Here is a 23,971-nt window from a genome sequence, read left to right on the forward strand (position 1 = left end):
TTATGCAATCAATTCCGATGACAGTACGAGGTGAGCAATTACTTCGTGAAGAACTAAACCATTTAAAATCGGTTGTTCGCCCTAAAATAGTTGCCGATATCGCTGATGCGCGTGAACACGGTGACTTAAAAGAAAATGCTGAATATCATGCCGCGCGTGAGCAGCAAGGCTTTTGTGAAGGCCGTATTCAAGAGATTGAAGCGAAGCTTTCAACATCACAGATTATTGATGTCACTAAAGTGGCAAATAATGGTAAGGTGATATTTGGTACTACAGTAACAATCGTGAATGTAGATACTGACGAAGAAGTAAAATATCGCATTGTTGGTGATGATGAAGCTGATATAAAAAGTAATCTAATTTCAGTTAATTCACCTATAGCGCGTGGCTTAATTGGTAAAGAATTAGATGACACAGCAAATATTCAAACACCTAATGGTGCTGTTGAGTTTGAAATCATCGAAGTTGAATATATTTAAGTATTAAATTTATTCATTAAAAAAGCCGAGCTAAGCTCGGCTTTTTTGTATGCAATACTTGAGTATAGTCAATGCCCTTTCGTTATTTTTCTGTTATGAGCAGTTCAGCGCATCAATTATCTATATGCATCTTGATATGGGTTTGAAACACAACCTCCTCAGTTACCGCAAGCTAACAGCTGATTATTACGGAACTTACACTTTTATTAATTGAATATCAAAATCACCAAATTTTAAAAATTATTACTTAAAAAATTTCACACTCACTTTTTCATAACTAATAAGAAAAGTAAAATAAATTATTACTGGTTCTATACTTATAGTTAATTTTATTGATTAATACGCTCTTGGAGCTGATTAATATAATCATCAGCTAAAAAATTTCTTCTATACTAATGCTTGTAGGGTTTCTTATACTTAACGAAATATAATCAAATAAAAATAAATATTCTTTATAAATTATGTGGATAAGTCAACCTCTTCCTCCCTTTGATATTCAAATAAATTAACAATCTGTGAAAAAGTTTTTAACGTGCTGCTTTATATAATTTATTAGAGCGTAGAGTCTATTTCTTAAGTGAGTTTTTCATTAATGTTGGTATTATTTGGTTACAAATTTGGCTGCCAAATAAAGGCGTAACTCCGAAGGTTATGATATTTTTCCACTAGAAAATTTTAATAAAAAGGAAATGTAGTGAAGATATTCATTAAATGGCTCAGCATTATTTTTTTTAGTATAGTGGTTTTACTGGGGAGTTTTGGTTTGCACGAATGGCATGCAGAAAAGCCGTTATCATTTAGGATCTTTCTAGACCGGACTCTTATAAAATTTTCGTTAGAGACGCCTGAAATGCTCACCTCATTAGGTATTTTAGACTCGGTGGGGATCACAGCACATAATGGACAGTTAGATGACTTGTCTTTGACACATGATAAAGAAAAAAATCACTATATTGGTCAGGTTGTTCAGGTACTAAACAGTTATGATAATAGTAACTTAGATGAACAAGAACAGTTAACTAAAGAGGTTGCACAATACTGGCTATCTCAAATGATAGCGGATCCAGAACTACACTATCATGATTATCCTGTAAATCAATTATTTGGCGTCCAAAATAACTTTCCAACGTTTATGGAAACCCGGCATCAAGTAAAAGATGAGCAAGGAGCGCTTTATTACATAGCGCGTTTAGAGGCGGTAGAACTGAAATTTAACCAGCTTTTAGAAGGGTTAGAATTTCGTGAAAACAAGGGCATTATCCCTCCTAAATTTGTGATAAAGCGCGTACTGGATGAAATGCGTGGGTTTGTTGAAACTCCAGCCCATGAAAATATTTTATACACTTCGCTAGAGCGGCGGGTAATGGCGTTAGAGGATATTTCAGCTGAGCGTAAAGCACGGCTTCTTAATGATGCTAAAAATAAAATTACACAGAGTGTTTACCCTGCTTACACAGTACTTATTGATTATTTTGTTGCGTTAAATATCAAGGCCACTGACACTGTTGGTTTTTGGAGTTTACCCGATGGTGATAAAGCGTATAAAAGAGCATTAGAGATTTATACGACCACAGATATGGAACCAGATGAAATACACAGTTTGGGGCTCAGTGAAGTGACCAGAATAAAAGCGCAAATGCTGAGTATTTTGCAATCGCAGGGGTACGATACCTCCGCTGGCTTTTCTAAGGCTATGGAGGCGCTCAAAGCAGACCCTAAACATTACTATGAAGATAGCGATGCAGGGCGAGCTCAAATATTGGCTGATTATAAAGATATTGTTGATGAAATAGACGCAGGGTTATCCAAAGTATTTAATGTTAGAACTGATGTGCCTATCGAAGTTGTTAGGATCCCTGAATTTAAAGAGCAGACATCGCCCAGTGCTTATTATCAACAAGCACCTATGGATGGCAGCCGCCCAGGGCGCTTTTCAGTCAATTTGTATGATATAAAAGCAACGCCTAAATATGGTATGCGTACATTAGCATATCATGAAGGGATCCCGGGTCATCACTTTCAGCTGTCAATTGCACAAGAATTGGAAGGAATGCCAATGATTAGGCGCATGTCGCCTTTTTCTTCATACTCAGAAGGATGGGCTTTATATACGGAGCAATTGGCGTGGGAACTCGGTTTTCAAGATGAGCCGCTTGATAATTTGGGCCGGTTACAAGCTGAAATTTTTAGAGCAGTTCGATTGGTGGTAGATACGGGGATCCATGCCAAACAATGGACTCGCGAGCAAGCAATTACTTACATGCTCGAAAATACGGGAAAGGCATATTCGGATGTCGTGGCTGAAATTGAACGTTATATTGTGAATCCAGCCCAAGCCTGTTCATATAAAGTCGGTATGATAAAAATACTAGCGTTAAGAGAAAAGGCTAAAACAGCCTTGGGTGATAAGTTTGAATTGGCTGAATTCCATGATGCGGTGTTGAAAAATGGGGCTGTGCCTTTAACTATATTAGAAAAAATTATTGATAGGTATATTGTAGAAAAAAGCGAATAACATAATTTCCCTCGTATTCTTTACCATAAAGCCAGCTTGAATTCAGCTGGCTTTTCTTTTCATATATATGGCTGGCGAGCTGTTTTTTATTGTTTTGGTTTCTATAGTGTTGCATATATGTAAGTATTTAATTTCTTCCTCTGTGATCTGAATTTATTTGGGTTTTACTCTTTATTTTTGGTAAATACAATCGTCTGGTCTTCACACTGTGATAAGCGGTAAACCATCTTAGTTCTCTCTGTAGTAATAGAAGTTATGTCTTTTAAAGGCAGCGTGTGCAGCCGAGCGGTGGTGTGCTGTATTACGGTTAAAGCAGTGAGCCGACGTGTCTTGTGGCAATTAATCAAAAATTTAGGAAGTCAGTAGTGCGAGTTAATAAGTCTTTCCTTAACTATTCTCGTCTGATCCATGTTTACGTGTCTATGGCGTTATTAACCTTGATGGTGTTTTTTTCCGTGACAGGGGTAACGTTAAATCACCCCGAATGGTTTGCAGATAACAAAGCGCATGTTGATGAATTGGAGTTTCAATTGCCTCGTTCTTTGCTAGGCGCAGAGCATCAGGGAGAACTGATAACGTATTTACACCAACAGCGGTGGTTTACTGGTAAACGGTTTACCTTAGAGCGAGATGATTATGAGCTTTTTATTAGTGACAAAGGGCCTGGCACACATTTGGCAATCACGATTGATTTAGAAAGTGCTGAGGTGTTCGTAGAAAAAACCAATTATGGCGTGTGGGCAAAGCTAAATGATTTACATAAAGGCCGTAATAGCGGCGCATTATGGCGATTTATTATCGATATAAGTGCCATATTGATGATTTTATTCAGTATGACAGGTTTGGTGTTAGCGCTGGCACAAAGACGTGTAAATAAAACCTTAGCGCTGAGTTTAGTAACAACTCTAGCGGTATTTTTTTGCTACGTACTTTATGTGTAGCACGGCTGAATTTTTCGAGGAGAGAAAGTGATAAAAACATGGGCATTTTTAGTACTTACGTTAATTTTTACCGTTCAAGCAAGGGGGGCAGAAATCGAGCTCTCGATTAACTTAGCGAAACAAACAGGAGAGTACCACAACCCGTATGTTGCTGTTTGGATTGAGGATGATGCAGGTAAAAGTGTACGTACTTTAGTACTTTGGCGTGAAGGGGCAAAGTGGCTTAAAGATATCCGCACCTGGTGGAGAAAAGTAGGGCGGCGCGCTCCTGAGCTGGTTGACTCTGTAACATCAGCGACACGTCCTGCAGGTGATTACCGTCTTAACTTTTCAGCCAATGATGACAATGGTGAGCCTTTAGCACAGGGTAACTACACGCTAAAATTTGAGGTTGTGAGAGAAAATGGTGGTCGCGCAATAATAAAGCAAAAATTTCGCTTAAATGGACAAGCGCAGTCTTATGACCTTCAAGGCACTTTAGAAACAAACCCTACAAAATTTTCGATTAAGGAATAAAAACCATGTCTAAATTAAAATTATTCGCTATGTTCGCATTCACGATGGCTACCTCGGCACAGGCGCATGATCGCTGGATTTTACCGACACATTTTAGCGTGTCAGCAGAAGACAAAGTATGGATCATGGCGGATGTTACGGCATCGAATGAAACGTTTAACGTTGATAAACCTATGGGTTCAGATAGATTTACCATCATAAAACCAAACGGTGAACGCTCTCGCCCTAGTTCAAGTTATCGTGGTCATCGCAAGAGCGTGGTTGATATTCATTTGACTGAAGAAGGCACTTATAAATTGTATTTGGACAGTGATGTGAGTTATTGGACCAGCTACGAGGTATCAGGAAAAGAGGGCACACAATGGTTGCGTAATACCAGTAAGGCAAACCGAGCCGACAAACTTCCTAAGGGAGCAAAGAATGTCACGACGCTGGCCTCTCAGGCTCAAGTAATGACATTTGTGACATTAAATGCGCCAAATGATAACTATAGTTTAACTAATAACGGGTTAGAGCTTAAGCCGATCACTCACCCCTCTGATATTGCGCAAAATGAAAAAGCCCAGTTACAGTTATTATTTAATGGTCAACCACAGCAAGGTGTTGAGGTTGAAATTATTAAAGATGGTGCTCGATATAGGAATGATCTCAATGCGTTGAAAGTTGTTTCTGATAATAATGGAGAGATCTCGTTTACTCTCGCTGATGCGGGACGTTATTTGTTAGTGGCTGAATTTAAAAAATCACTTACAAATGACGCATTAGCAGATGAGATGGGTGGTCAGATTTTCTTTACGTTTGAAGCTGTATTGAATTAAGTCTTGAACGAGTAGGTAGCTCATACAGTTATTAACGTTTTAGTTATGTAGAAGCATAATCATTCATCAGATTGCCAGAATTACTGGCAATCTGATATTACCTTATCTGCGAGTAAGGCTCTGACCGAAAAAGGAGTTACTTTATTTTCGATGTCTATGCTGACTTGCGCAACATCTAAATATTGAAAGTCGCCGGGTCCATTAAGTTGCCATAACCCAGAAGGTCTTTTTGATAAACAAAACGCTTTTGTATCCCCATGACTTATAAGGATAGGAAAGTCATACTTTTGAGCAATATCGTTCAGCAACGCTTTATACTCTTTAAATCCATCACACTTTTTTTGCCTACTTTGTGTACATGACTTGTTGTATTGCGGATTTACAAAAATATCAGCCTGCATGAAAATAACGGCGGCTGATAAATTAGGGTTCAAGTTGCGTGTTAGCCATGTAACATTGTGATCATCCCGTATATTGATCTGTGCTCGGGCTTGTTTTTTATCCGAGAGAAGAATTTGTCTACGACCATTATTGGTGCCAACTACGTGTAAAGTAATAAAGCGAATATTGTTATGTAACCACGTTTGGTTTTCAGGTTGCGCTGTTTGTCGTTCATAATGACTAAGCTTGACTGCAGAGCGAGCGAATTCAGAGCGAATGAACTTCAACCGCTCTAGTTCATCGTAGCGGGGGGTGAGGCTTTTTCTATCACAGTCCGTCCAGTCATTGTCTCCAGGCGTGTAAATAAATGGCTGGTGGCTTATTTTACTAATGAGTGCATAGTTTTCTTCTAAAATAGCGTTAGTACAAGGCGCCGCTCCAGATTTTATATCTCCAACATGTGCAATAAAGTCATGCGGTGTTTTTTGTACGGCTTGGTATAGCAACCCTGAGGGCTTACGAAGCATATCAGCGTCTATGTGAGAATATGGCATATCACCATATACAAGAAATTGACTGGGCTTAGCTGAGCTCAAAAAAGCGGTGCTAAGCATAATAATAAAAAGTATTTTGAGCATAGGGTGCGCTATATGAATAAACAGATTTACTACGATATAACATAGAAAAATAGAAATAAATGCATTGCTTGAGAAAAAGGTGCAAGCGGTGTTGCACCCAGAGTGTTTAATTATTAGAAAGTATACTTTGCACCAATGAATGCGAAGCGGCCTAAGCCTCCACCGTACATGCTATCGAAGTTACCTGTGCCACCGATCACAAATGGTCCATGTTCATCGGTTAGATTATTAACTCCACCATAAACTTGTAGCTCACTTTGAGCATTGATATCTATGAGATATGATAGGCTGATGTTGTGTGTAATATGAGAGGGTAAGTCGTTCCCCCATAATGGCTCTGGATCACTAATACAGGTATCGGCGCCTTGCGCACAATTTGTGGCATTGTTTGCCATATCTTGCTCCCATGCTTTAGTGGTGTTTAAACTGCGTCGTATTTCACCTTTATAGCGAGTGCTCCATCTTATCCGCAAGTCATCATAGCGCCAAGTCAGTGACGCACTGCCTTTGTCCTCAAAGATATTGTCAGTTAAATAGCCCTCATAGAAAGTATCAAACGCGCCATCTGGGCCCGTACTTGTTATTGAATACTCAATGACATGAGACCAATCAAGTTTGAGCTTCAAGTTACCATATTCAGGTAAGTCGTATGAATATTCGAGCGCAATATCATAGCCCTTGGTACGGATCTCATCGGTATTGATAAGCCTTTGCTTGACCTCGACTAATTGCCCATCCTCATCTCGGCGCAGGTCGTTACAAAATTCATTGCCTGAGCCATATGCCATTGTAGAGTTATAACAAAAGCCGATAATATCGTCGTTTGATAATGCGGTGATCGCGTCTTTTACACGAATATCATAAAAGTCTAGTGCCACTCTAAAGCCGGGTATATAGTCAGGTGTAAGGGAGATGCCCAGCGTATACGTATCCGCGGTTTCTTCAAACAGATCGGCGTTACCTGCATTGGGAGAATACTGGTTGTTATCATCACTAAATTCGCCATCCTGTGTGATGGTATTGATTATCCCTGCTTCTCTTCGGCAATTATCGTGTCCAGGCCCTGTTGACGTAGCGGTTGTCCCGTCACATAGATCACTAAAAGAGTCATAATCACCACGAGGGGGGGACATGAGCTCTGTAATCGTGGGAGCACGCATAGCTCGAGCCCAGTTTGCTCTCACTAAATAGCCATTACTTGGTTCATAGACAAATCCAGCTTTATAGCTTTGGATCAGCCCCGTTGTCGACCAACTGTAATCGGCAAAACGTGCAGAAACCTCGGCGGTCAGACTCTTAGCCATAGGTGCATCTTTTAAAAGCGGAATAGATGCTTCGGCAAACCCCTCATAGACAGAAACATCACCTGAGAAATTGGGCACAAAGTTAAACGTAATGCCACCTTCAGGCACATTGGTCGAAACACTTTGCTGGTCTTTTCTGTACTCGAATCCAAATGCTGTTGAAACTGGCCCCGCAGGTAGTTCATAAATATCACCCGTGATAAAGCCTGTGGCGATAGTTTGCTTAACTTGCGTAGAAATTGAAGGATTTGCTCGGATGTAGTCAGCGGCTTGACTGCTTATAGAGCCTGCGCCAAATAAATTAATTGGTACACAGCCATTGGCACGTGCAGCTTCATCCTTACACTGCACTGTGCCATCAGCTAGCTCTTCGGCATTTAAAGCATGTGTAACGTTGGCAACGAAAAGCTCATTACTGCGAGTTTGCTCTTGCTTAAATCTACCATAGCTTACTGATACGTCCCATTCCCAGTCACTCCACACATAGCCGCGTAAGCCTGCCCATGTACGAATTGTGCTGCGGTCATTGCGTGTCGTAATATCACCAACCTCACTAAATAGGCGATCCCACTTTACACCTTTTGAACTTGCTTGATCTCTAATCTCTTGAGGCATGTAGGGGTTATCGTAAGGGATACGACCAATACAGTTTGACCCAAAGGTATCTTCAGAAGGGTTGTACGTTACAATCGCATCACATTCATCTTCACTTTCAGGTGAGCGCTGATTTTTAGATTTGGTTTGGCTATATTGCACTTGGAAATACGACTCAATACCAGAATTAAATTCATACTCCGCTTTAAAGGCACTCGATATTTGGCTATCTGGTAATTTTAATGGTCTGAATTGGTTAAAGTGAATGCCATGCAGCTCTTCATTCCAGTCATTTCGTAATGTTGTGCCATCATACCAATATCCTGCGTTTGGCTTGGTGCTACTTTTTTCATCAAATACGCCGCCGGGGATTGAATCACTCAAGTTGGTCCACTGTGATGGGTTAATATCCCGGATACAATGACGGTTAGTTTTTGTTAGAGGGTCATAAGTCGCCGTCTGCATCGTATTACACATGCGTTTATCATCATAAGCCCATGCATCTTGCTGTTGCGCTCGGTCTCTGTCCCAGTAACCCAAAATATCTTGTTTATTATAGGTTGTGCTAAAAAACGCATAGCCTCTATCATCATTAAAAGTTGTACCATAATCGAAATTGACGGTTGTTTCTTTGCCACCGCCTTCAGTACTTTCACCGACACGAGAACTAATCGTAAAGCCTTCTTGATCTTGCTGAGTAATAATGTTCACGACGCCCGCGATTGCATCTGACCCATATGCTGCCGAAGCACCACCAGTTATGATCTCTACCCGTTCAACCATACCTTTAGGGATCGTACTCAAACTCACATAGTTGCCTGAGTAACTATTGGATACGACCCTTCGGCCATCAATTAAGGTGAGTGTTCTATTATTGCCAAGTTCACGTAAGTCTATAGTTGATAGACCTGAATTTTGTACACTACTTTGAGAGTTAGCATTGTTATTACCTTCGCCAAATTGCGGTAAGCTCTCAGCGAGCACTTCAGCTAACGAGCCAAAACCAGAGTCAACTAATGCATCACTGTCCATTGTCGCGATTGGGGTGGCGACTGAAAAGCTATCTCGCTTAATTCGCGAACCGGTTACAACAATTTTTTCTGTCTTTTCTTCGTCTGATGCATTAGGTTGTGTTGAAGTGTTATTTACATCAATAGTTTGCGGTATGGTTGCAAGTGATTGACCTGAGCAAGCGAGAGAGACTGCAATTGCCAAGATACATCGGTTGGTATTGAAAGCCACATTATTTCCTTTGTTTATTATTATGTTGTGATAAGCCCTACTTTGCTAAATAGGGGCAAAGAGACTGTGTTATTTAGTACACTAATCGTGAACACATTGTTATTAACGATGTTTGTTTATAGGCTTTGATGCTCTAATGCAATTTAAGTAGGCTCTTTTTATGTCTTTTCTATATCTATTCATTATCTTTTAATAAAAAACTAATTTTTTCATTAAGTTATGTTTAATGATTTTGAATGTTATAGTGTTTCAATTATGTAAAAACCTTTGCTTTTGTGGTCTCATTTTAGGTATTCTCTGTTGCAATCTCAGGTAACGAGAAGGTCAGGCTAATGAGTAAATCTGATATTTTTGATTTTACAATACTCGATGTAAGGATAAACGTGAATGAGTGCTGCATATCAAGCGAACAAAAAAGTGTGGCGCTTCAACCAAAATTCATCGCAGTACTATGCCTACTGGCCCGGGAGTATCCAAATATTGTCAGCAGAGCCCAGATAATAGAACAAGTTTGGGGTGGCAATTATTTTGTGGGTGACAAAGCACTTACAAATGCAGTATGGCATATTCGTAAAGCGTTTAAAGAGTTAGGTTATGGTATTGACTGTATAGAAACACGCCGCCAATCAGGGTATCGACTTTGCTATGCGCCAATTATTCAGGCTGATCTTGACTGTGCTCAAAAAACGTCAGTAAAGCCGGGATATTTATTGTTTATGTTAGCTTTAGTTGGGTTTACTTACTTCTATATTTTTGTTTACCAGCATGAATTAAACCTGAGATTACATGCGCCAGAAGCGCTGACAGATTACCCTGGTCGTGAGTTATTCCCAAACATTTCTCAAGATGGACGCTACTTAACGTATTCCTGGCGTAATATGGCTGGACAAACAGATTTGTATATTAGAGATTTACATGACCCAAGCGGAATTCATAAAAATCTTACAAATAGCGAGTTTAAGGAGTCTCACTCCGCTTGGAGTGCAGATCAAAAAACCCTCTTTTATATCCGAAAAAATAATGGTCGATGCGACGTGGTGAGTTATAACTTATTAACAAGTGAGCGTAAACAACTTGGGCAGTGCACAGCAAATAAGGCAAGTAACCTTGCCGTTTCATCTAATGGAAAGTGGTTAGCATTCCAAAGTATAAATAGCGATAAAGCATCGACAAGCGTGACATTGCTCGCTCTTTCCAATATACCCAAAACAAATAATATAGTGATAGCATGTGATATTTGCGATGAATTTCCCGCGGAATCAATTTCTTTTTCGCCTGATAGTCAATGGCTTGCGATTAGTCGAAATGACGAAAATGGGCATGAGAATGTTTATATACATGATCTTAATACGATGAGTTATAAACGTATTACGAAAGGGCATAATGATTTACGAGGGTTTGCATGGTATCCAGACGGTAAGTCAATATTGATTTCTTCAGTTGAATATGGAAATCGTGTGGCTTATCAAATAGGCTTACTAACTGGTTCGAAAGACCCCATTGCAGTTGAAGGACTGAGTTATCCAACTTTTGATTCTCAAGGTAATTTATATTACCACAATTGGCAAATAAACACGTCAATTATGAAATTGGAACTGGCTACGGAAGTGGCAAGTTCTCCTTTTCCGTTATTACAGTCAGCGTTTAACTTTAGATATGCAGATCATTCTGATGTACATGAAAAAGTTGTATATGTAACCAATAAGTCAGGTTACGATGAGTTGTGGTCATCATCTATTGACGGTGTGTACCGAGAAAAGCTAACTAATTTAAAATTACAAGCGTCAAATCCAACTTGGTCGCCTGATGGTAGGCATATTATTTTTTCAGCAAGCTCTGAAACAGAGCACACATTGTATTCATATAATGTGTCTACAGGGTTCACGCGTAAGCTCAATACGGGACTGTCTTATCATTATAAAGCGAGTTGGTCATTGGATAGCGCCCATTTTTATGTATCAAATGGCGATTCTCTTTATAGATACAATTTACGCAGTTTAATAGAAGGTTTTGATACTGGCGGTACATTTGTATCGAAAGGCTTATATGCAAAACAGCTGGACGAGAGAAAGCTGATTGTATCCAAAGGCAAAGCGCTGGGTTTGTGGGAAGTACAACTAAATGATGATAGAGCACCTAAAAATCTGATAGCTGGTGAAGAAATTGCGAGTGCTACAGGTTGGACCGTGGCGAACGGTGGTGTTTACTACTTCAATGTGAGTAACAGTGATTACCGCATCAGCTTTTATGATATGTATACAGGTACGCGTAAAGATGTTATTCGGGTGAGAGAGCGTGGGTATAGTCGCTCTCAAGGTCTAGCATATGTTAAAAATAAACAATGGCTGTTATTTACTGGCTATGAAATGCCTGAAATTGATATCATAAAACTGCCAAGTTTTACTTAGGGACGACTGTAAAGCCTTTGGTGCATGATCAATTCACTCTGATTTAAATACTCTATAGTATTTTACTTAAGGGTAAATCAAGAGTGCTTTGGTGTATGCCATGATGATGAATTTGTATTGTTATAGGCATCGCATCTTTAAAAGTTTGGTCTGCTACGGGTCTATCTCCATTATAATGTTTTTGATAACGGCTATGCTCTGAGGTGAGCACTAATCTAAGTCGACTCTGCTTAAGTAGCTTGCGAGAAACGAGGGCAAAGCTATTGAGTTGAATTTGATAGAGTTCATTTGGGTTGTGTTGACTATTAATACCTTGCTGTATTCGTACTCTGTCCTGTGAAATGAGCTCACTACTCCCATGTTTATCTTTGATGTATAACATGGCAAATATATCAGTGTTGGCAATGTTAGAGGATAACCACAGAGACAGGCTTATTTGTCCTTGCAAGTACATATCTTGTTCTAGTGTATGAGAATGAAAAATTACTCCGTTATTATCTATGGCCATGGCGGTATTTTGGCTCGTTAATGTGTGCTCGGTTGATTTGGGCATATTACTGCTGTTCAGTGGATGATAGTGATATTCAGTGTAGGGGGCGGTAGAGTGTTTGGTAGATGAGGTCATCAAGCCAGATGAAAAAACAGTGTGTTTCTTATGTTGTGATACGAGGTTAAAGCGTTTTGTGGGCAGGCTGAACGTGTTTAAATCAGGATAATAATGCCAGCGGTTGCTGCCAATATTAAACGTTGCAATATTACCTTTTAAGAAGCCGGGTTTTTTAGCCCCTTTAAGTGTCCAATTAAACCATTCCAAATGCAGTTTCTTAAAATCGAGTAGACTGTTGTTGCCAACTAAGACGCCATCGATATTACTTTTTGGCGAACGGGTACCTGCGTGATCCCATGGGCCCAGTATTAAATAGTGATCTTTTTTATTTTGAGTAGCGGCCATGAGATTTTTGTAATAATTCAAGGTGCCTAAATGATCTCCATCATATTGCCCTGTAATTGACAGCACAGGGCCTGTAAATGCGCGATAGTGCTGTGCTTGTGGCACCATGTTTTCCCAGTAATCATCATATTCAGGGTGATCTAACCATTTTTGAAAAATGGACGATGGGTTGCCCAATCGCTGATCTAGCTCTCTAAAGCTGGCACCATCTCGACGTAACTTAGCGTAAATTGGCGCAACATGCGCTTGATTGAAGCGTGCGCTGTTGTTGGTTTTACCCGAAATAAAATGCAACCATGACATGACATAATAGGTAGGGATATCGTTTTTATATGGGAAGTCGATAGCGGGGTAAACACTGGCGGTAGGCACTATGGTTTTTAAACTAGGCGGCGCTTCTTTGAGCGTTGCCCATTGTGTAAACCCTCGGTATGAACCACCCATCATTGCCACTTTTTGATTGCTCCAAGGCTGTGCTGCAACCCATTCAATCACATCAAAGCCATCCTGACCGTCTTTTTCAAATGGAATAAATTCACCGTCTGAATCGCCGCGTCCTCGGCTATCAACAGCAATAAAAGCATAACCATGGCGAGCAAAGTATGTGCCGTACTTATTTGCTTCGTCACGGTTATAGGGGGTAATAAACACAATACTTGGTAGCGCATTATTCGAATCAAGGGGTTTATATATTGTTGCGGAAGCATATTTTCCATCTCTTAGTTCGATTTTTTTATGCCATGTAAAATCAATCTCATCAACCATGGCAAAAGATGTAAAACTGATGAGAAGTGAAGCCATGATGCTATAAAACATAAGATAAGGTAAACGCACATCAAGTTCCTTTTATTGGTGTTTTGTGATGTTATAATAAATCATTATGGGTTTGCTAATGCAAGGTAAAACGGTGTTTAACGCGACAATTCACCTACAACACCCACAAAATATCTTTGTGATAAACAGTCATTCACTATCACAAGCGAATGACTTGTTTAATTAGCAGGTGTCTGTATTGGTATTTTTGTCCTAGTCTTGTCATAGACATTTTGCGGAGAAAAATATGAAGTATATTGTGCTAATGGTGTTAATTGTAAACGTGTTCGGCTGTGGAGGAGGTGCTGGAGAAAGTGCTGCATCAGAGCCGGTTATAACACCAATTACCGATCCCGTGAGCGAATCTCCAGTTGTAACGCCACCTACCACACCATCGACCCCCGACAATGTCGCGCCAACAGGATCTGTCGTGATAAGTGGCGAGTTGATTGAAGGGCAAATTATCAATATTACCAATACATTAGAAGACAGCAATGGTTTGGGTGCTTTTACTTATCAGTGGTTCAAGGGGAATACTGAGATAGAAGGCAGTACGCAAAATAGCATCACTTTATCCAGTAATGAAATAGATTTTACGATTTCTGTTCAGGTAAGTTATGTTGATGGTGATGGGTATAACGAGTCGATAATGAGTCAAGCAACAGAGCCGGTGTCTGCAATTGGGGTAGGCGAGCCTCCTGTGAGTAAACCGAATATTATTCTCATTATATCAGATGACCAAGGGGTAGATGCGTCGAATCAATATAGTTACTCTACTGACTTACCTAAAACACCGATATTAGATTCGTTAGCAACCTCAGGTGTGGTCTTTGATAATGCGTGGGCAACGCCTGCTTGTACAACAACGCGAGGGACTATTATGACGGGTATGCATGGCGTAAATAGTGGCGTTAGCTTCGTCCCCGCAGTGATGGATACAAGTTTAACAACATTACCTCGATTTTTAGCTGAAAATGACGCTAGCAAAGCATATTCAATGGCGGTATTTGGTAAATGGCATTTAGGAGGCGGGGATCCCGACTTGTCTCATCCAAATAGCGCAGGGGTAGGGCACTACGTCGGGAACATTACAGGCACGTTAGATGACTACAGTGATTGGACGCTCACTGATAATGGTAGCCAAACGCAAGTGACCCAGTACCATACAAGTAAAGTAACCGATTTGGCGATGGATTGGATCACACAGCAAACCAGTCCGTGGTTTGTATGGCTTGCGTATGTTGCCCCTCATTCACCTTTTCATTTACCACCTAATGAGTTACATACACGCTCTGAGTTAAGTGGCTCTGCGGAGGACATAGCGCAAAACCCACGGCCTTATTATTTAGCAGCGATAGAGGCAATGGATACTGAAATTGGGCGTTTATTGGCGTCATTACCCACTGATGAAAGAGAGAATACCCTCGTTATTTTTATTGGTGATAATGGTACACCCGCACCTGTCATTGATACTAGCGTGTATGCGCGACAGCATAGTAAAAATAGTTTATATGAAGGTGGGATCAGAGTGCCTCTTCTGGTTTCAGGCAACCTGCTTAACAAGCAAAATACCAGAGAAAGTCGCTTAGTTAATAGCACGGATTTATATGCAACCATTGTACAAATAGCGGGTGGAGATATTACTCAGGTTTACAATAGCCATAGTTTTTACGACACACTGTTTGACGTCGTCCCAAACCCCTCTGTTCGTCAATATAATTATGCTGATTTTCAGCGTAATGGCGTGGCTGGCTGGGCTGTACGCAATCAAGACTATAAATTGTTGTCCATCGACTCGCAGCAACAGGCACTTTTTGATATGAATGTTGATATAAACGAGCAAAATGATTTATTACAGTCTGGGGATGATTGGTCTGCGCTCGTATTAGAGTTAGCTGAATATGGGCAGTCTATTAAAAGTGGGTCGGATTAACAGAGAAAAAAACCCAAGCTATTTTGGCTTGGGCTTTTTATAGAGTAACTTAATTAATACGTTAACACTCGATAATGTTAACGGCTAAACCGCCTCGTGCCGTTTCTTTATATTTAGTTTTCATATCGTTACCAGTATCGAGCATAGTTTTGATCACTTTATCGAGTGATACTTTTTGCTCACCGGTTCCGCGAATAGCAAGGCGCGATGCGTTAATGGCTTTAACTGCCCCCATGGCATTACGCTCAATACACGGTACCTGCACTAACCCACCTACTGGATCACAGGTGAGGCCTAAATTATGTTCCATGCCGATTTCAGCTGCATTTTCAACATGAACCACATTCCCCCCCATTATTTCGGTTAATGCGCCTGCCGCCATTGAGCACGCTACGCCGACTTCACCTTGACAGCCTACTTCAGCACCAGAGATAGAGGCATTCTTTTTATATAAAATACCAATAGCGGCCGCAGTTAATAAGTAACGTGTCGCGATTTCTTCGTCTACTTCACGAATGAACGTGTGGTAGTACATCAACACCGAGGGTAAAATCCCAGCCGCACCATTTGTGGGGGCGGTAACAACGCGCCCGCCAGCTGCATTTTCTTCATTGACGGCTAATGCAAACAAATCAACCCAATCCATAGCGCGCAGTGGGTCGTTACTGTCTTCTACGTTCAACTTTAGATATAAGCTGGGTGCACGGCGACGAACTTTTAAACCACCAGGTAGGATACCTTCGGTTTTCATACCTCGTTCAATACAAGCTTTCATAACTTGCCAAATATTAAACAACTCGGCTTTGATATCAACTTCTGAACGGAGGGTTTTTTCATTGGCCATCATTAAAGACGACACACTTAAACCCGAATCTTTGCATAGGGTAAGGAGTTCCGCAGCGTTTTCAAATAAATACGGTGCCGGGTTTTGTGCTCTCACATCTAGTGCGGCTTGTTTTTCACTGTCGAATTGCTCATCGGTAACAATAAAGCCGCCACCAATAGAGTAATAAACTTGACTGTGAATTCGTTCTTCGCCGTTAAATGCAATGATCTCCATTGCGTTTGAATGTTTAGGTAGGGTTTTTCTTCGATGAAAAACAATGGCACCTTGCTTTGGGAAAGCGGCTTGTTTTGTCTGATCCAGATAAATAATTTGTTCTTGTTCTATTTTATCTAAAATTGAAGGGACAGCATCAGCATCAATGGTTTCTGGGTCGTAACCTGCAAGCCCAAGAATAACGGCTTTACCTGAACCGTGCCCAATACCTGTTTGTCCTAATGAACCATATAGCTCTACTTTTACCGCTGTAACGTCTTCGATAATTCCTTGAGATTGTAAATCTGATACGAATAAGCGAGACGCGCGCATTGGACCAACGGTATGTGACGACGAAGGCCCAATACCGATACTAAACATATCAAATGCACTAATCATATTCTTTACTCAACATTGCCTTTTGAACGGGCGCACATCATAACTTTAAAAAAGATAATTGTAACCAGTTCAATTATGAATTTATTATGCTTATTTAACGAGTTTGATAAAGTTTTTTACCACACTGGCAGTCGCACCCCAAAGTAGGCCATGGGGGGTTAAAAACCCATCCATTTTGCGACTGACTCCCGCGTGTTCAACGTGAATACTTTGCCAGTTACGATTGTTTAGCAGCGCAGATATATTAATGGTGAAGGCATGCTCCACTTCATCACTGTTTGTGTGCCAAGTCGTGTCATTACTGAGAGTCGCTACAACAGGCATAATACTGAAACCCGTTAAGGTGTGATACTCTTTGAGTTGCCCAAGAGGTGTAATGTTTTTTGGGTTAATACCTAACTCTTCGCGTGTTTCGCGGATAGCTGTATCGGTTTTAGACATATCGTGCGGCTCTACTTTACCACCAGGAAAGCAAATTTGGCTTGGGTGGTGGTGCAAGTAAGCTGGTCGTTTACAAAAGAGCAAAGCCGCTTCACCGTTTTTCTCGACAAGAGGTAACAAAATTGCGCTGTCACGCACTTTACCCTTTGGCAACGGGCATTTGCTTATTTCAGCATGAATGTGAAACCGGGCTACAACATCTGTTAGTGTCACATTCGCTCCTACATTTATTCACTGGTTCTAAGTATAGGCAATATTTTTTGTACTTTATGGAAAGTTTCTTGGTATTCACTGTTTGCATCTGAATCCGCCACAATACCGCCGCCAGCCCAGCAATAAATGTGCTGTTCGTCGCATACTAGAGTTCGAATTGTGATAGAGGTGTCCATCCGACCACATGCACTAAGGTAACCAATAGAGCCACAATAAACGCTGCGTCTATGTGGTTCAAGCTCTTCAATAATTTCCATAGCTCGAATTTTAGGTGCGCCAGTAATTGACCCACCAGGGAATGCTGCGTGTAATTGATCGATTGCTGTTTTACCGTCAGCGAGTTCACTTGTTACTGTACTAACTAAGTGATGCACCGCAGGAAAGCTTTCTATGTGAAATAGTTTGGGGACACATACAGACCCAGGCTTTGCCACTTTACCTAAATCATTTCGGAGCAAATCTACAATCATCACGTTTTCTGCGCGGTCTTTGGGACTATGTTGCAATTTGATGCTTTGTTGATGATCTGCATCACTGTCCTCTAGCCTTGGCAAGGTGCCTTTTATAGGCTTAGACTCAACTTGCTTACCGTTAACCAATAAAAAACGCTCCGGCGATACTGATAGAATGGTACCGTTAGGCAAATTCATAAAAGCAGAAAAAGGGGCTTTGTTCTGGGTTTGTAGCTTTTTATAGGCGTCCCATGGTGTACCAGTAAAGCTTGCACTAAAGCGTTGTGCTAGGTTGATTTGATAACAGTCGCCGCTTTTTAAATATGCTTGGATCTGCTCGAATTTCTCAAAGTATTGTGCTTGCGTAAGATTAGATACCCAATCGTTCTCTAAACGAAATGGGGTAATGTTAGTTTGTTTGTCATTACTATTTAGCAATGACAGGTAACTTTGTTCGTTATCAACAGTCGGCTGTGAGACGTAGTACCATGTGTTGGTCAGGTTATCTTTAATTAAAGCATCAAGATATAAGCCCACCACCATATCTGGTAACTTAATATCTTGTTGTGCATAGTTGGGTAGCTTTTCAATGTAGCGGCCTAGGTCGTAGCCGAAATACCCAAGCCAGCCACCGCTAAATGGCAAGTCGAATGGCGCAGGTGTTTGGCATAGTCGCGTTAAATGGTGGTGAATCATTTCACACCACGTTAAACGCGTTGGATTACCATCTAAAAAGACGTGTTGTGATCTCGCTTCTAGTACATGAACAGGATTAATACTGATGATGTCATAGCGGCTGTTTTCATGCTGTGCATTACTAGAATCGAGTAATATTGCGTGTGGCAAGTGGGCAAATTGTTCAAAAAGTGCCACAGTTGATAGCGATATGTCTAATTTTTTACAATTGATTTGCTCATTTATCATTTACTTGAACCTGAAAACTAGCCCGAAACGGGCGGGGAGGGTATCATACTTATCTAGTTTTCTACAGTCACCGTATGGTCACTGTTAACCGTCACAATCGTCTAGATGTATTCTGTTATTGACTGAGTGCGTTAATAACACAAATTAAGGAACCGTCATGAGTATGATCCGTCAGCAAGACTTCATCGACAGTATTGAAGATGCTTTACAATATATCTCTTTTTATCATCCATTAGATTTTGTTCAAGCGCTAGAAAAGGCGTACCACAAAGAAGAAAGCAAAGCAGCTAAAGATGCGATAGCACAAATTTTGATAAACTCACGAATGTCTGCTGAAGGCAAACGCCCATTGTGTCAAGACACTGGGATCGTGACCTGTTTTGTAAAAGTTGGTATGGATGTTAAATGGGATCAAACGGATTTAACCGTTCAGCAAATGGTTGATGCAGGTACTCGCCGTGCGTATTTGAACCCTGACAATCCATTGCGTGCGTCTATCGTAGCAGATCCAGCTGGTAGCCGTAAAAACACCAAAGATAACACGCCTTCTGTTGTCCACATTGATATGGTGGCAGGCGGAGAAGTTGAGGTGATGATTGCTGCAAAGGGCGGCGGTTCAGAGAACAAAACCAAAATGGTCATGCTTAATCCATCAGATGATGTTGCTGCATGGGTTGAAAAAACCTTACCAACAATGGGGGCTGGTTGGTGTCCACCAGGCATGTTAGGTATAGGTATTGGTGGTACTGCTGAAAAAGCCGCGGTACTTGCGAAAGAGTCTTTAATGGACCCAGTTGATATTCACGAACTTCAAGAGCGCGGTGCAGAAACGGCTGAAGAAAAGCTTCGTCTTGAGATTTTTGAGCGTGCGAACAAATTAGGGATTGGTGCTCAAGGGCTGGGTGGATTAACTACTGTCGTTGATATCAAAATTAAAACGGCACCAACACATGCAGCGTCAAAGCCAGTTGTCATGATCCCGAACTGTGCTGCTACACGACATGTACACTTTACATTAGATGGTTCTGGTCCCGCTGATCTTAAAGCGCCAAAGCTAGAAGATTGGCCAGAAGTGACATGGGAAGTGGGCGAAGATACACGCCGTGTTAACTTAGACACGTTAACCAAAGAAGACACCCATGATTGGAAAATGGGCGAAACAGTCTTATTGTCTGGCAAGATTTTAACGGGTCGTGATGCGGCGCACAAACGTTTACAAGATATGATAAATTCGGGCGAAGGCTTACCGAAAGACGTTGACTTTAATAATAAGTTTATCTACTACGTTGGCCCTGTTGATGCGGTTGGCGATGAAGCGGTTGGTCCAGCAGGCCCGACAACAGCAACACGTATGGATAAATTTACTGATTTAATGCTAGAAAGTACCGGCATTGTTGGCATGATAGGTAAAGCTGAACGTGGCCCAGCAACGGTCGAGTCAATTAAACAGAATAAATCTGTGTATTTGATGGCAGTAGGTGGTGCGGCATATTTAGTGGCTAAGGCCATTAAAAAATCACGAGTTGTTGCTTTTGAAGACCTGGGTATGGAAGCGATTTATGAGTTTGAAGTGGAAGATATGCCTGTCACAGTCGCGGTAGACAGCACCGGCGCGAATGCGCATGAGCAGGGACCTGCTATTTGGAAAGCGAAGATCGAAGAGCTTGATAGCAAGCTAAAATAAGCTCGTAAAAAATAAAGACTAAAAACCGCATTTGAGGCAACTTTCATGCGGTTTTTTGTAATTATATCTGTACATGGTTAAATCACTTTACGTTAACGTAAAGCAACCTTGCTCATATTAAAGATATTTTAACTACCTCAGTCATTTTTCAATCATGTTTTGGCTAAACTATGTTGTTATTTTTATTTTTCAGCATTGGGTATTTGAATATGTTTCAAATTGTAGGTTGATCATCTCATTTCCTAGTAACGCAAAACAGATAGTGATAGAGTTTTGCCAGTTTCAGCGCTACTCGTCCCTTAGGGGCTAAAAATTTCGGAGAACTATAAAGTGGCTGTTTTTAACCAAGTTGAATTTGATAATCATGAACAAGTTGTATTTTGTGCCGACGAGGCTTCAGGCCTTAAAGCAATTATTGCTGTACATAACACGAAGTTAGGACCTGCCGTTGGTGGGTGTCGTATGTGGGACTACGCTAAAGATGAAGACGCTGTATATGATGTACTGCGTCTATCTAAAGGTATGACGTATAAAAACGCTGTTGCACGCTTACCATTTGGTGGCGGTAAGTCGGTTATTATCGGTGATGCTAAGACCATAAAATCGGATGCATTGTTCAAAGCATTTGGTAGGCATTTAGAGCGTTTAGGTGGCAGCTATTATTCGGCTGAAGACGTGAATATTACCACCGGTGATGTAATGGTAATGAATCAAGAGACAAACTATGTATTAGGTCTCGAAGGTAAAAGTGGTAACCCATCACCATTTACTGCTTTAGGGACGTTCTTAGGGATTAAAGCTGCTTATCAACACAAGCACGGTCACCAAGACTTATCAGGTGTTAAAGTGTCAGTGCAAGGTCTTGGTGCCGTTGCATATGGTTTGTGTAAATATTTGCATGAAGCGGGTGCTGAGTTGTTTGTTACTGACATTAATCTGGCGTCAGTTGACAGAGTTGTAACAGACTTTGGCGCAACAGCGGTAGGTATTGATGAAATTTACGACTTAGATGTCGACGTATATGCTCCGTGTGCTTTAGGAGCAACAATAAACGATGAAACAATTCCTCGTATTAAAGCGAGTATTATCGCAGGCTGTGCAAATAACCAATTGGCTGAATGTCGTCATGGTGAGATTTTACGTGAAAAAGGCGTACTTTATGCACCAGATTATGTAATAAACGCTGGCGGTATTATCAATGTTTATTACGAAACCAAGCCTGAAGGCTATAATGAAGCGTTATCTACTAAACACGTTGAAGGTATTTTTGACACTTTAGCAGAGATTTTTTCGCGGTCTGAATCAGAGCAGAAATCAACTCACATTATTGCTGATGCATTGGCACAAGAGATCATCAGTAACGGACTATAATAAACAGGTTAATTACTACTTGTTAGATCAGATAAAAGGACATGCTTAGCATGTCCTTTTTTGTTGAGTGGCTATTTATTGGATATATTATGAAGGTGATTGATAAAGCAAGTTGGCCCCGCTCTGCACACTTTGCTTTTTATAAAGAGTTTGAGCAACCCAACTTTAATGTGACGGTCGATTTACAGATTGGCAGATTACATGAGTTTGCTAAGCGACATAAAGTGTCATTCACTCATTGTTATTTGTATTGTTTATCTCAGGCAATTGAAACATATGAGCCCATCAGGTATCGAATTACAGATGACGAGGTTGTTGTGACAGAAACAGTCACTCTCAGTACTGTATTTTTAAAAGAGGACGAGACATTTCGTTTTGTACCGTTAGAGGCTCATTCAGATATTTTTTCTTTTGCAAGGAATGCGCAATTGTCAAAAGAGAGTCACCTACAACTTCCCTTATTTAATGATGCATTTTTGTCTAGAGCTCGTGATTTAAATCAGGTGTATGTTTCTATATTACCATGGTTTAGCTTTACGAGCTTTAGCCATGCTGTTTTCGCGCGTTCACAAGACAGTGGTATCCCTAAGTTTGTATTTGGAAAGTTCAATCAAGAAATTGGTACGATCCCGTTAAATATAGAGGTTCATCATGGTCTTATGGATGGGGTACATGTCGCTAAATTAATCACTGAGATTGAGAATCAAATACTTAAGTTAACTAAAAACTAAGGTTGTTTTTTAGTCATTTATGGCGTTAGCTGTTTGTTAGTGAAAAAATAACAATAAATTTTTTTATGAATCATAATAAATTTCTTTTAATTCAATGGGGTGGGTTTGTTTTTTACGAATAATATAAATCCATTACAATATTTTGTTGTGTTGTAATAAATTGTAAATAAGATAGCTTAACTGCTTTATAATCAAAGGCTACAGGCTTTACTGTAAAAAATGCTTGTTAATTTTTTGTTTTACATCGAGTTTATTTTTTATTGTCAACAAAAATTGTTTTGCCTGTGAAGTTGACACATGGACTTGCATTTAGCATTATTGGACAGTTGATATCTGTTAAAAGATATCAGGGTTGCTCTGTAAAGGGTGATAAAATTATAAAAGTAACATTACTTAATTGGTTGGGAACTATGTCTGTTAAAATCAGAAAGAGTCTTGTAGCTACAGCACTTTTAGGTGCTACAGCATTTGCAAGCAGCAATGTGATTGCAGATCCTTTGAACGACTTGCAAAAAGTAGGTCAACAAACTCAAAAGGCTGCTCAAAAGTCTCAAGAAAAAATCGACAACATCTTCGGTCAAACTCAAGAGTTGATCGGCGAATATCGTGGTGTTGTAGACGAAACTGAACTTCTTAAAGTTTATAATGATCACGTTGAGCGTTTGGTTATGGACCAGCGCGCAGGTATCGAGTCTTTCGACCGTCAGATCGGAACAATCGAAAAGACCAAACAAGACGTTGTGCCTTTGATGTATCGCATGATCGATACGCTTGAGCAATTCATCAAAGCGGACGTTCCGTTTGATACTGATACTCGTATGGGTCGAGTTGAAAAACTTCGTGGTTTGCTTTCTAATTCTAAAGTAACTACTTCAGAAAAATTCCGCCAAGTGCTAGAAGCATATACTGTTGAAACTGGTTACAGTTCAGGTATTGCTTCGTCACAAGGTTCTCTAGAAATCGACGGTAAGAATATTAACGTTGATTTTGCACGTTTAGGTCGTATTGCTTACGTAGCGCAGTCATTTGATATGAAACACGCTTGGGTATGGAACAACGATGCAAAACAGTGGGATGTATTAGGTGAAGAATACCTTAAGCCGATTAAAGATATGATCCGTATCGCTCGTAATCAGGCAGCCCCAGATCTTGTTGCATTACCAATCTTTGGCGCGGAGTAATA

General features: G+C 40.5%; 17 protein-coding genes. 11 read left to right on the forward strand and 6 right to left on the reverse strand.

Going from position 1 to position 23,971, the window contains the following annotated elements; genetic code table 11:
* The first annotated feature begins 2 nt into the window (after positions 1-2).
* The 5 genes from greA (at position 3) to BGP78_RS10120 (ending at position 5,269) form a co-directional block, all read left to right on the forward strand.
* The gene (gene greA / locus BGP78_RS10100) at positions 3-479 is read left to right on the forward strand and encodes a transcription elongation factor GreA (RefSeq protein ID WP_119861291.1); all 477 of its coding nucleotides are present in this window, start codon (positions 3-5) and stop codon (positions 477-479) included.
* 694 nt (positions 480-1,173) lie between these two features.
* A complete protein-coding gene (locus BGP78_RS10105) occupies positions 1,174-2,994 on the forward strand; it encodes a DUF885 family protein (RefSeq protein ID WP_119861292.1) in 1,821 nt (606 codons plus the stop codon).
* Positions 2,995-3,359: 365 nt separating this feature from the next.
* Entirely contained in the window at positions 3,360-3,935 is a 576-nt protein-coding gene (locus BGP78_RS10110) for a PepSY-associated TM helix domain-containing protein (RefSeq protein ID WP_119861293.1), read from the forward strand.
* Positions 3,936-3,962: 27 nt separating this feature from the next.
* On the forward strand, positions 3,963-4,451 hold the full coding sequence (locus tag BGP78_RS10115) for a DUF2271 domain-containing protein (RefSeq protein ID WP_119861294.1): 489 nt from the start codon (positions 3,963-3,965) through the stop codon (positions 4,449-4,451).
* Between the two features lie 5 nt (positions 4,452-4,456).
* Positions 4,457-5,269 (forward strand): DUF4198 domain-containing protein, encoded by an 813-nt coding sequence (locus tag BGP78_RS10120; protein ID WP_119861295.1) that lies wholly within the window; start codon positions 4,457-4,459, stop codon positions 5,267-5,269.
* Between the two features lie 80 nt (positions 5,270-5,349).
* On the opposite strand, the gene BGP78_RS10125 is transcribed toward BGP78_RS10120, so the two are convergent.
* The gene (locus BGP78_RS10125) at positions 5,350-6,288 is read right to left on the reverse strand and encodes a hypothetical protein (protein ID WP_119861296.1); all 939 of its coding nucleotides are present in this window, start codon (positions 6,286-6,288) and stop codon (positions 5,350-5,352) included.
* Between the two features lie 113 nt (positions 6,289-6,401).
* Positions 6,402-9,428, reverse strand: coding sequence for a TonB-dependent siderophore receptor (locus tag BGP78_RS10130; protein WP_119861297.1), 3,027 nt, complete (start codon positions 9,426-9,428; stop codon positions 6,402-6,404).
* A 332-nt stretch (positions 9,429-9,760) separates the two neighbouring features.
* On the opposite strand from BGP78_RS10130, the gene BGP78_RS10135 reads away from it, so the two are divergent.
* Positions 9,761-11,836, forward strand: coding sequence for a winged helix-turn-helix domain-containing protein (locus tag BGP78_RS10135; protein ID WP_119861298.1), 2,076 nt, complete (start codon positions 9,761-9,763; stop codon positions 11,834-11,836).
* 52 nt (positions 11,837-11,888) lie between these two features.
* Here the strand turns inward: BGP78_RS10135 and BGP78_RS10140 are convergent, their stop codons facing one another.
* Entirely contained in the window at positions 11,889-13,622 is a 1,734-nt protein-coding gene (locus BGP78_RS10140) for a CocE/NonD family hydrolase (RefSeq protein ID WP_147386073.1), read from the reverse strand.
* Between the two features lie 226 nt (positions 13,623-13,848).
* On the opposite strand from BGP78_RS10140, the gene BGP78_RS10145 reads away from it, so the two are divergent.
* A complete protein-coding gene (locus tag BGP78_RS10145; protein WP_119861300.1) occupies positions 13,849-15,534 on the forward strand; it encodes a sulfatase-like hydrolase/transferase in 1,686 nt (561 codons plus the stop codon).
* 61 nt (positions 15,535-15,595) lie between these two features.
* Here the strand turns inward: BGP78_RS10145 and BGP78_RS10150 are convergent, their stop codons facing one another.
* The 3 genes from BGP78_RS10150 to pabB form a co-directional block, all read right to left on the reverse strand.
* Entirely contained in the window at positions 15,596-16,972 is a 1,377-nt protein-coding gene (locus tag BGP78_RS10150) for an L-serine ammonia-lyase (RefSeq protein WP_119861301.1), read from the reverse strand.
* Between the two features lie 90 nt (positions 16,973-17,062).
* The gene (locus BGP78_RS10155) at positions 17,063-17,626 is read right to left on the reverse strand and encodes a CoA pyrophosphatase (protein ID WP_119861302.1); all 564 of its coding nucleotides are present in this window, start codon (positions 17,624-17,626) and stop codon (positions 17,063-17,065) included.
* Positions 17,627-17,640: 14 nt separating this feature from the next.
* On the reverse strand, positions 17,641-19,002 hold the full coding sequence (pabB, locus tag BGP78_RS10160) for an aminodeoxychorismate synthase component I (RefSeq protein ID WP_119861303.1): 1,362 nt from the start codon (positions 19,000-19,002) through the stop codon (positions 17,641-17,643).
* Positions 19,003-19,159: 157 nt separating this feature from the next.
* Between pabB and BGP78_RS10165 the strand changes: the two genes are divergently transcribed.
* The 4 genes from BGP78_RS10165 to BGP78_RS10180 all read left to right on the forward strand — a co-directional run bounded on the left by BGP78_RS10165 (position 19,160) and on the right by BGP78_RS10180 (position 23,969).
* On the forward strand, positions 19,160-20,686 hold the full coding sequence (locus BGP78_RS10165) for a fumarate hydratase (protein WP_119861304.1): 1,527 nt from the start codon (positions 19,160-19,162) through the stop codon (positions 20,684-20,686).
* 330 nt (positions 20,687-21,016) lie between these two features.
* Positions 21,017-22,057 carry a Glu/Leu/Phe/Val dehydrogenase dimerization domain-containing protein gene (locus BGP78_RS10170; RefSeq protein ID WP_119861305.1) on the forward strand — a complete coding sequence of 347 codons (1,041 nt, stop codon included), beginning with the start codon at positions 21,017-21,019 and terminating at the stop codon, positions 22,055-22,057.
* 50 nt (positions 22,058-22,107) lie between these two features.
* Positions 22,108-22,788 (forward strand): CatA-like O-acetyltransferase, encoded by a 681-nt coding sequence (locus tag BGP78_RS10175; RefSeq protein WP_259386269.1) that lies wholly within the window; start codon positions 22,108-22,110, stop codon positions 22,786-22,788.
* A 410-nt stretch (positions 22,789-23,198) separates the two neighbouring features.
* Positions 23,199-23,969 carry a DUF3450 domain-containing protein gene (locus BGP78_RS10180; RefSeq protein ID WP_119861306.1) on the forward strand — a complete coding sequence of 257 codons (771 nt, stop codon included), beginning with the start codon at positions 23,199-23,201 and terminating at the stop codon, positions 23,967-23,969.
* Positions 23,970-23,971: the final 2 nt, after the last annotated feature.

Origin of the sequence: Pseudoalteromonas sp. MSK9-3 (assembly GCF_003590335.1) — a bacterium.
Taxonomy (GTDB): Bacteria; Pseudomonadota; Gammaproteobacteria; order Enterobacterales; family Alteromonadaceae; genus Pseudoalteromonas.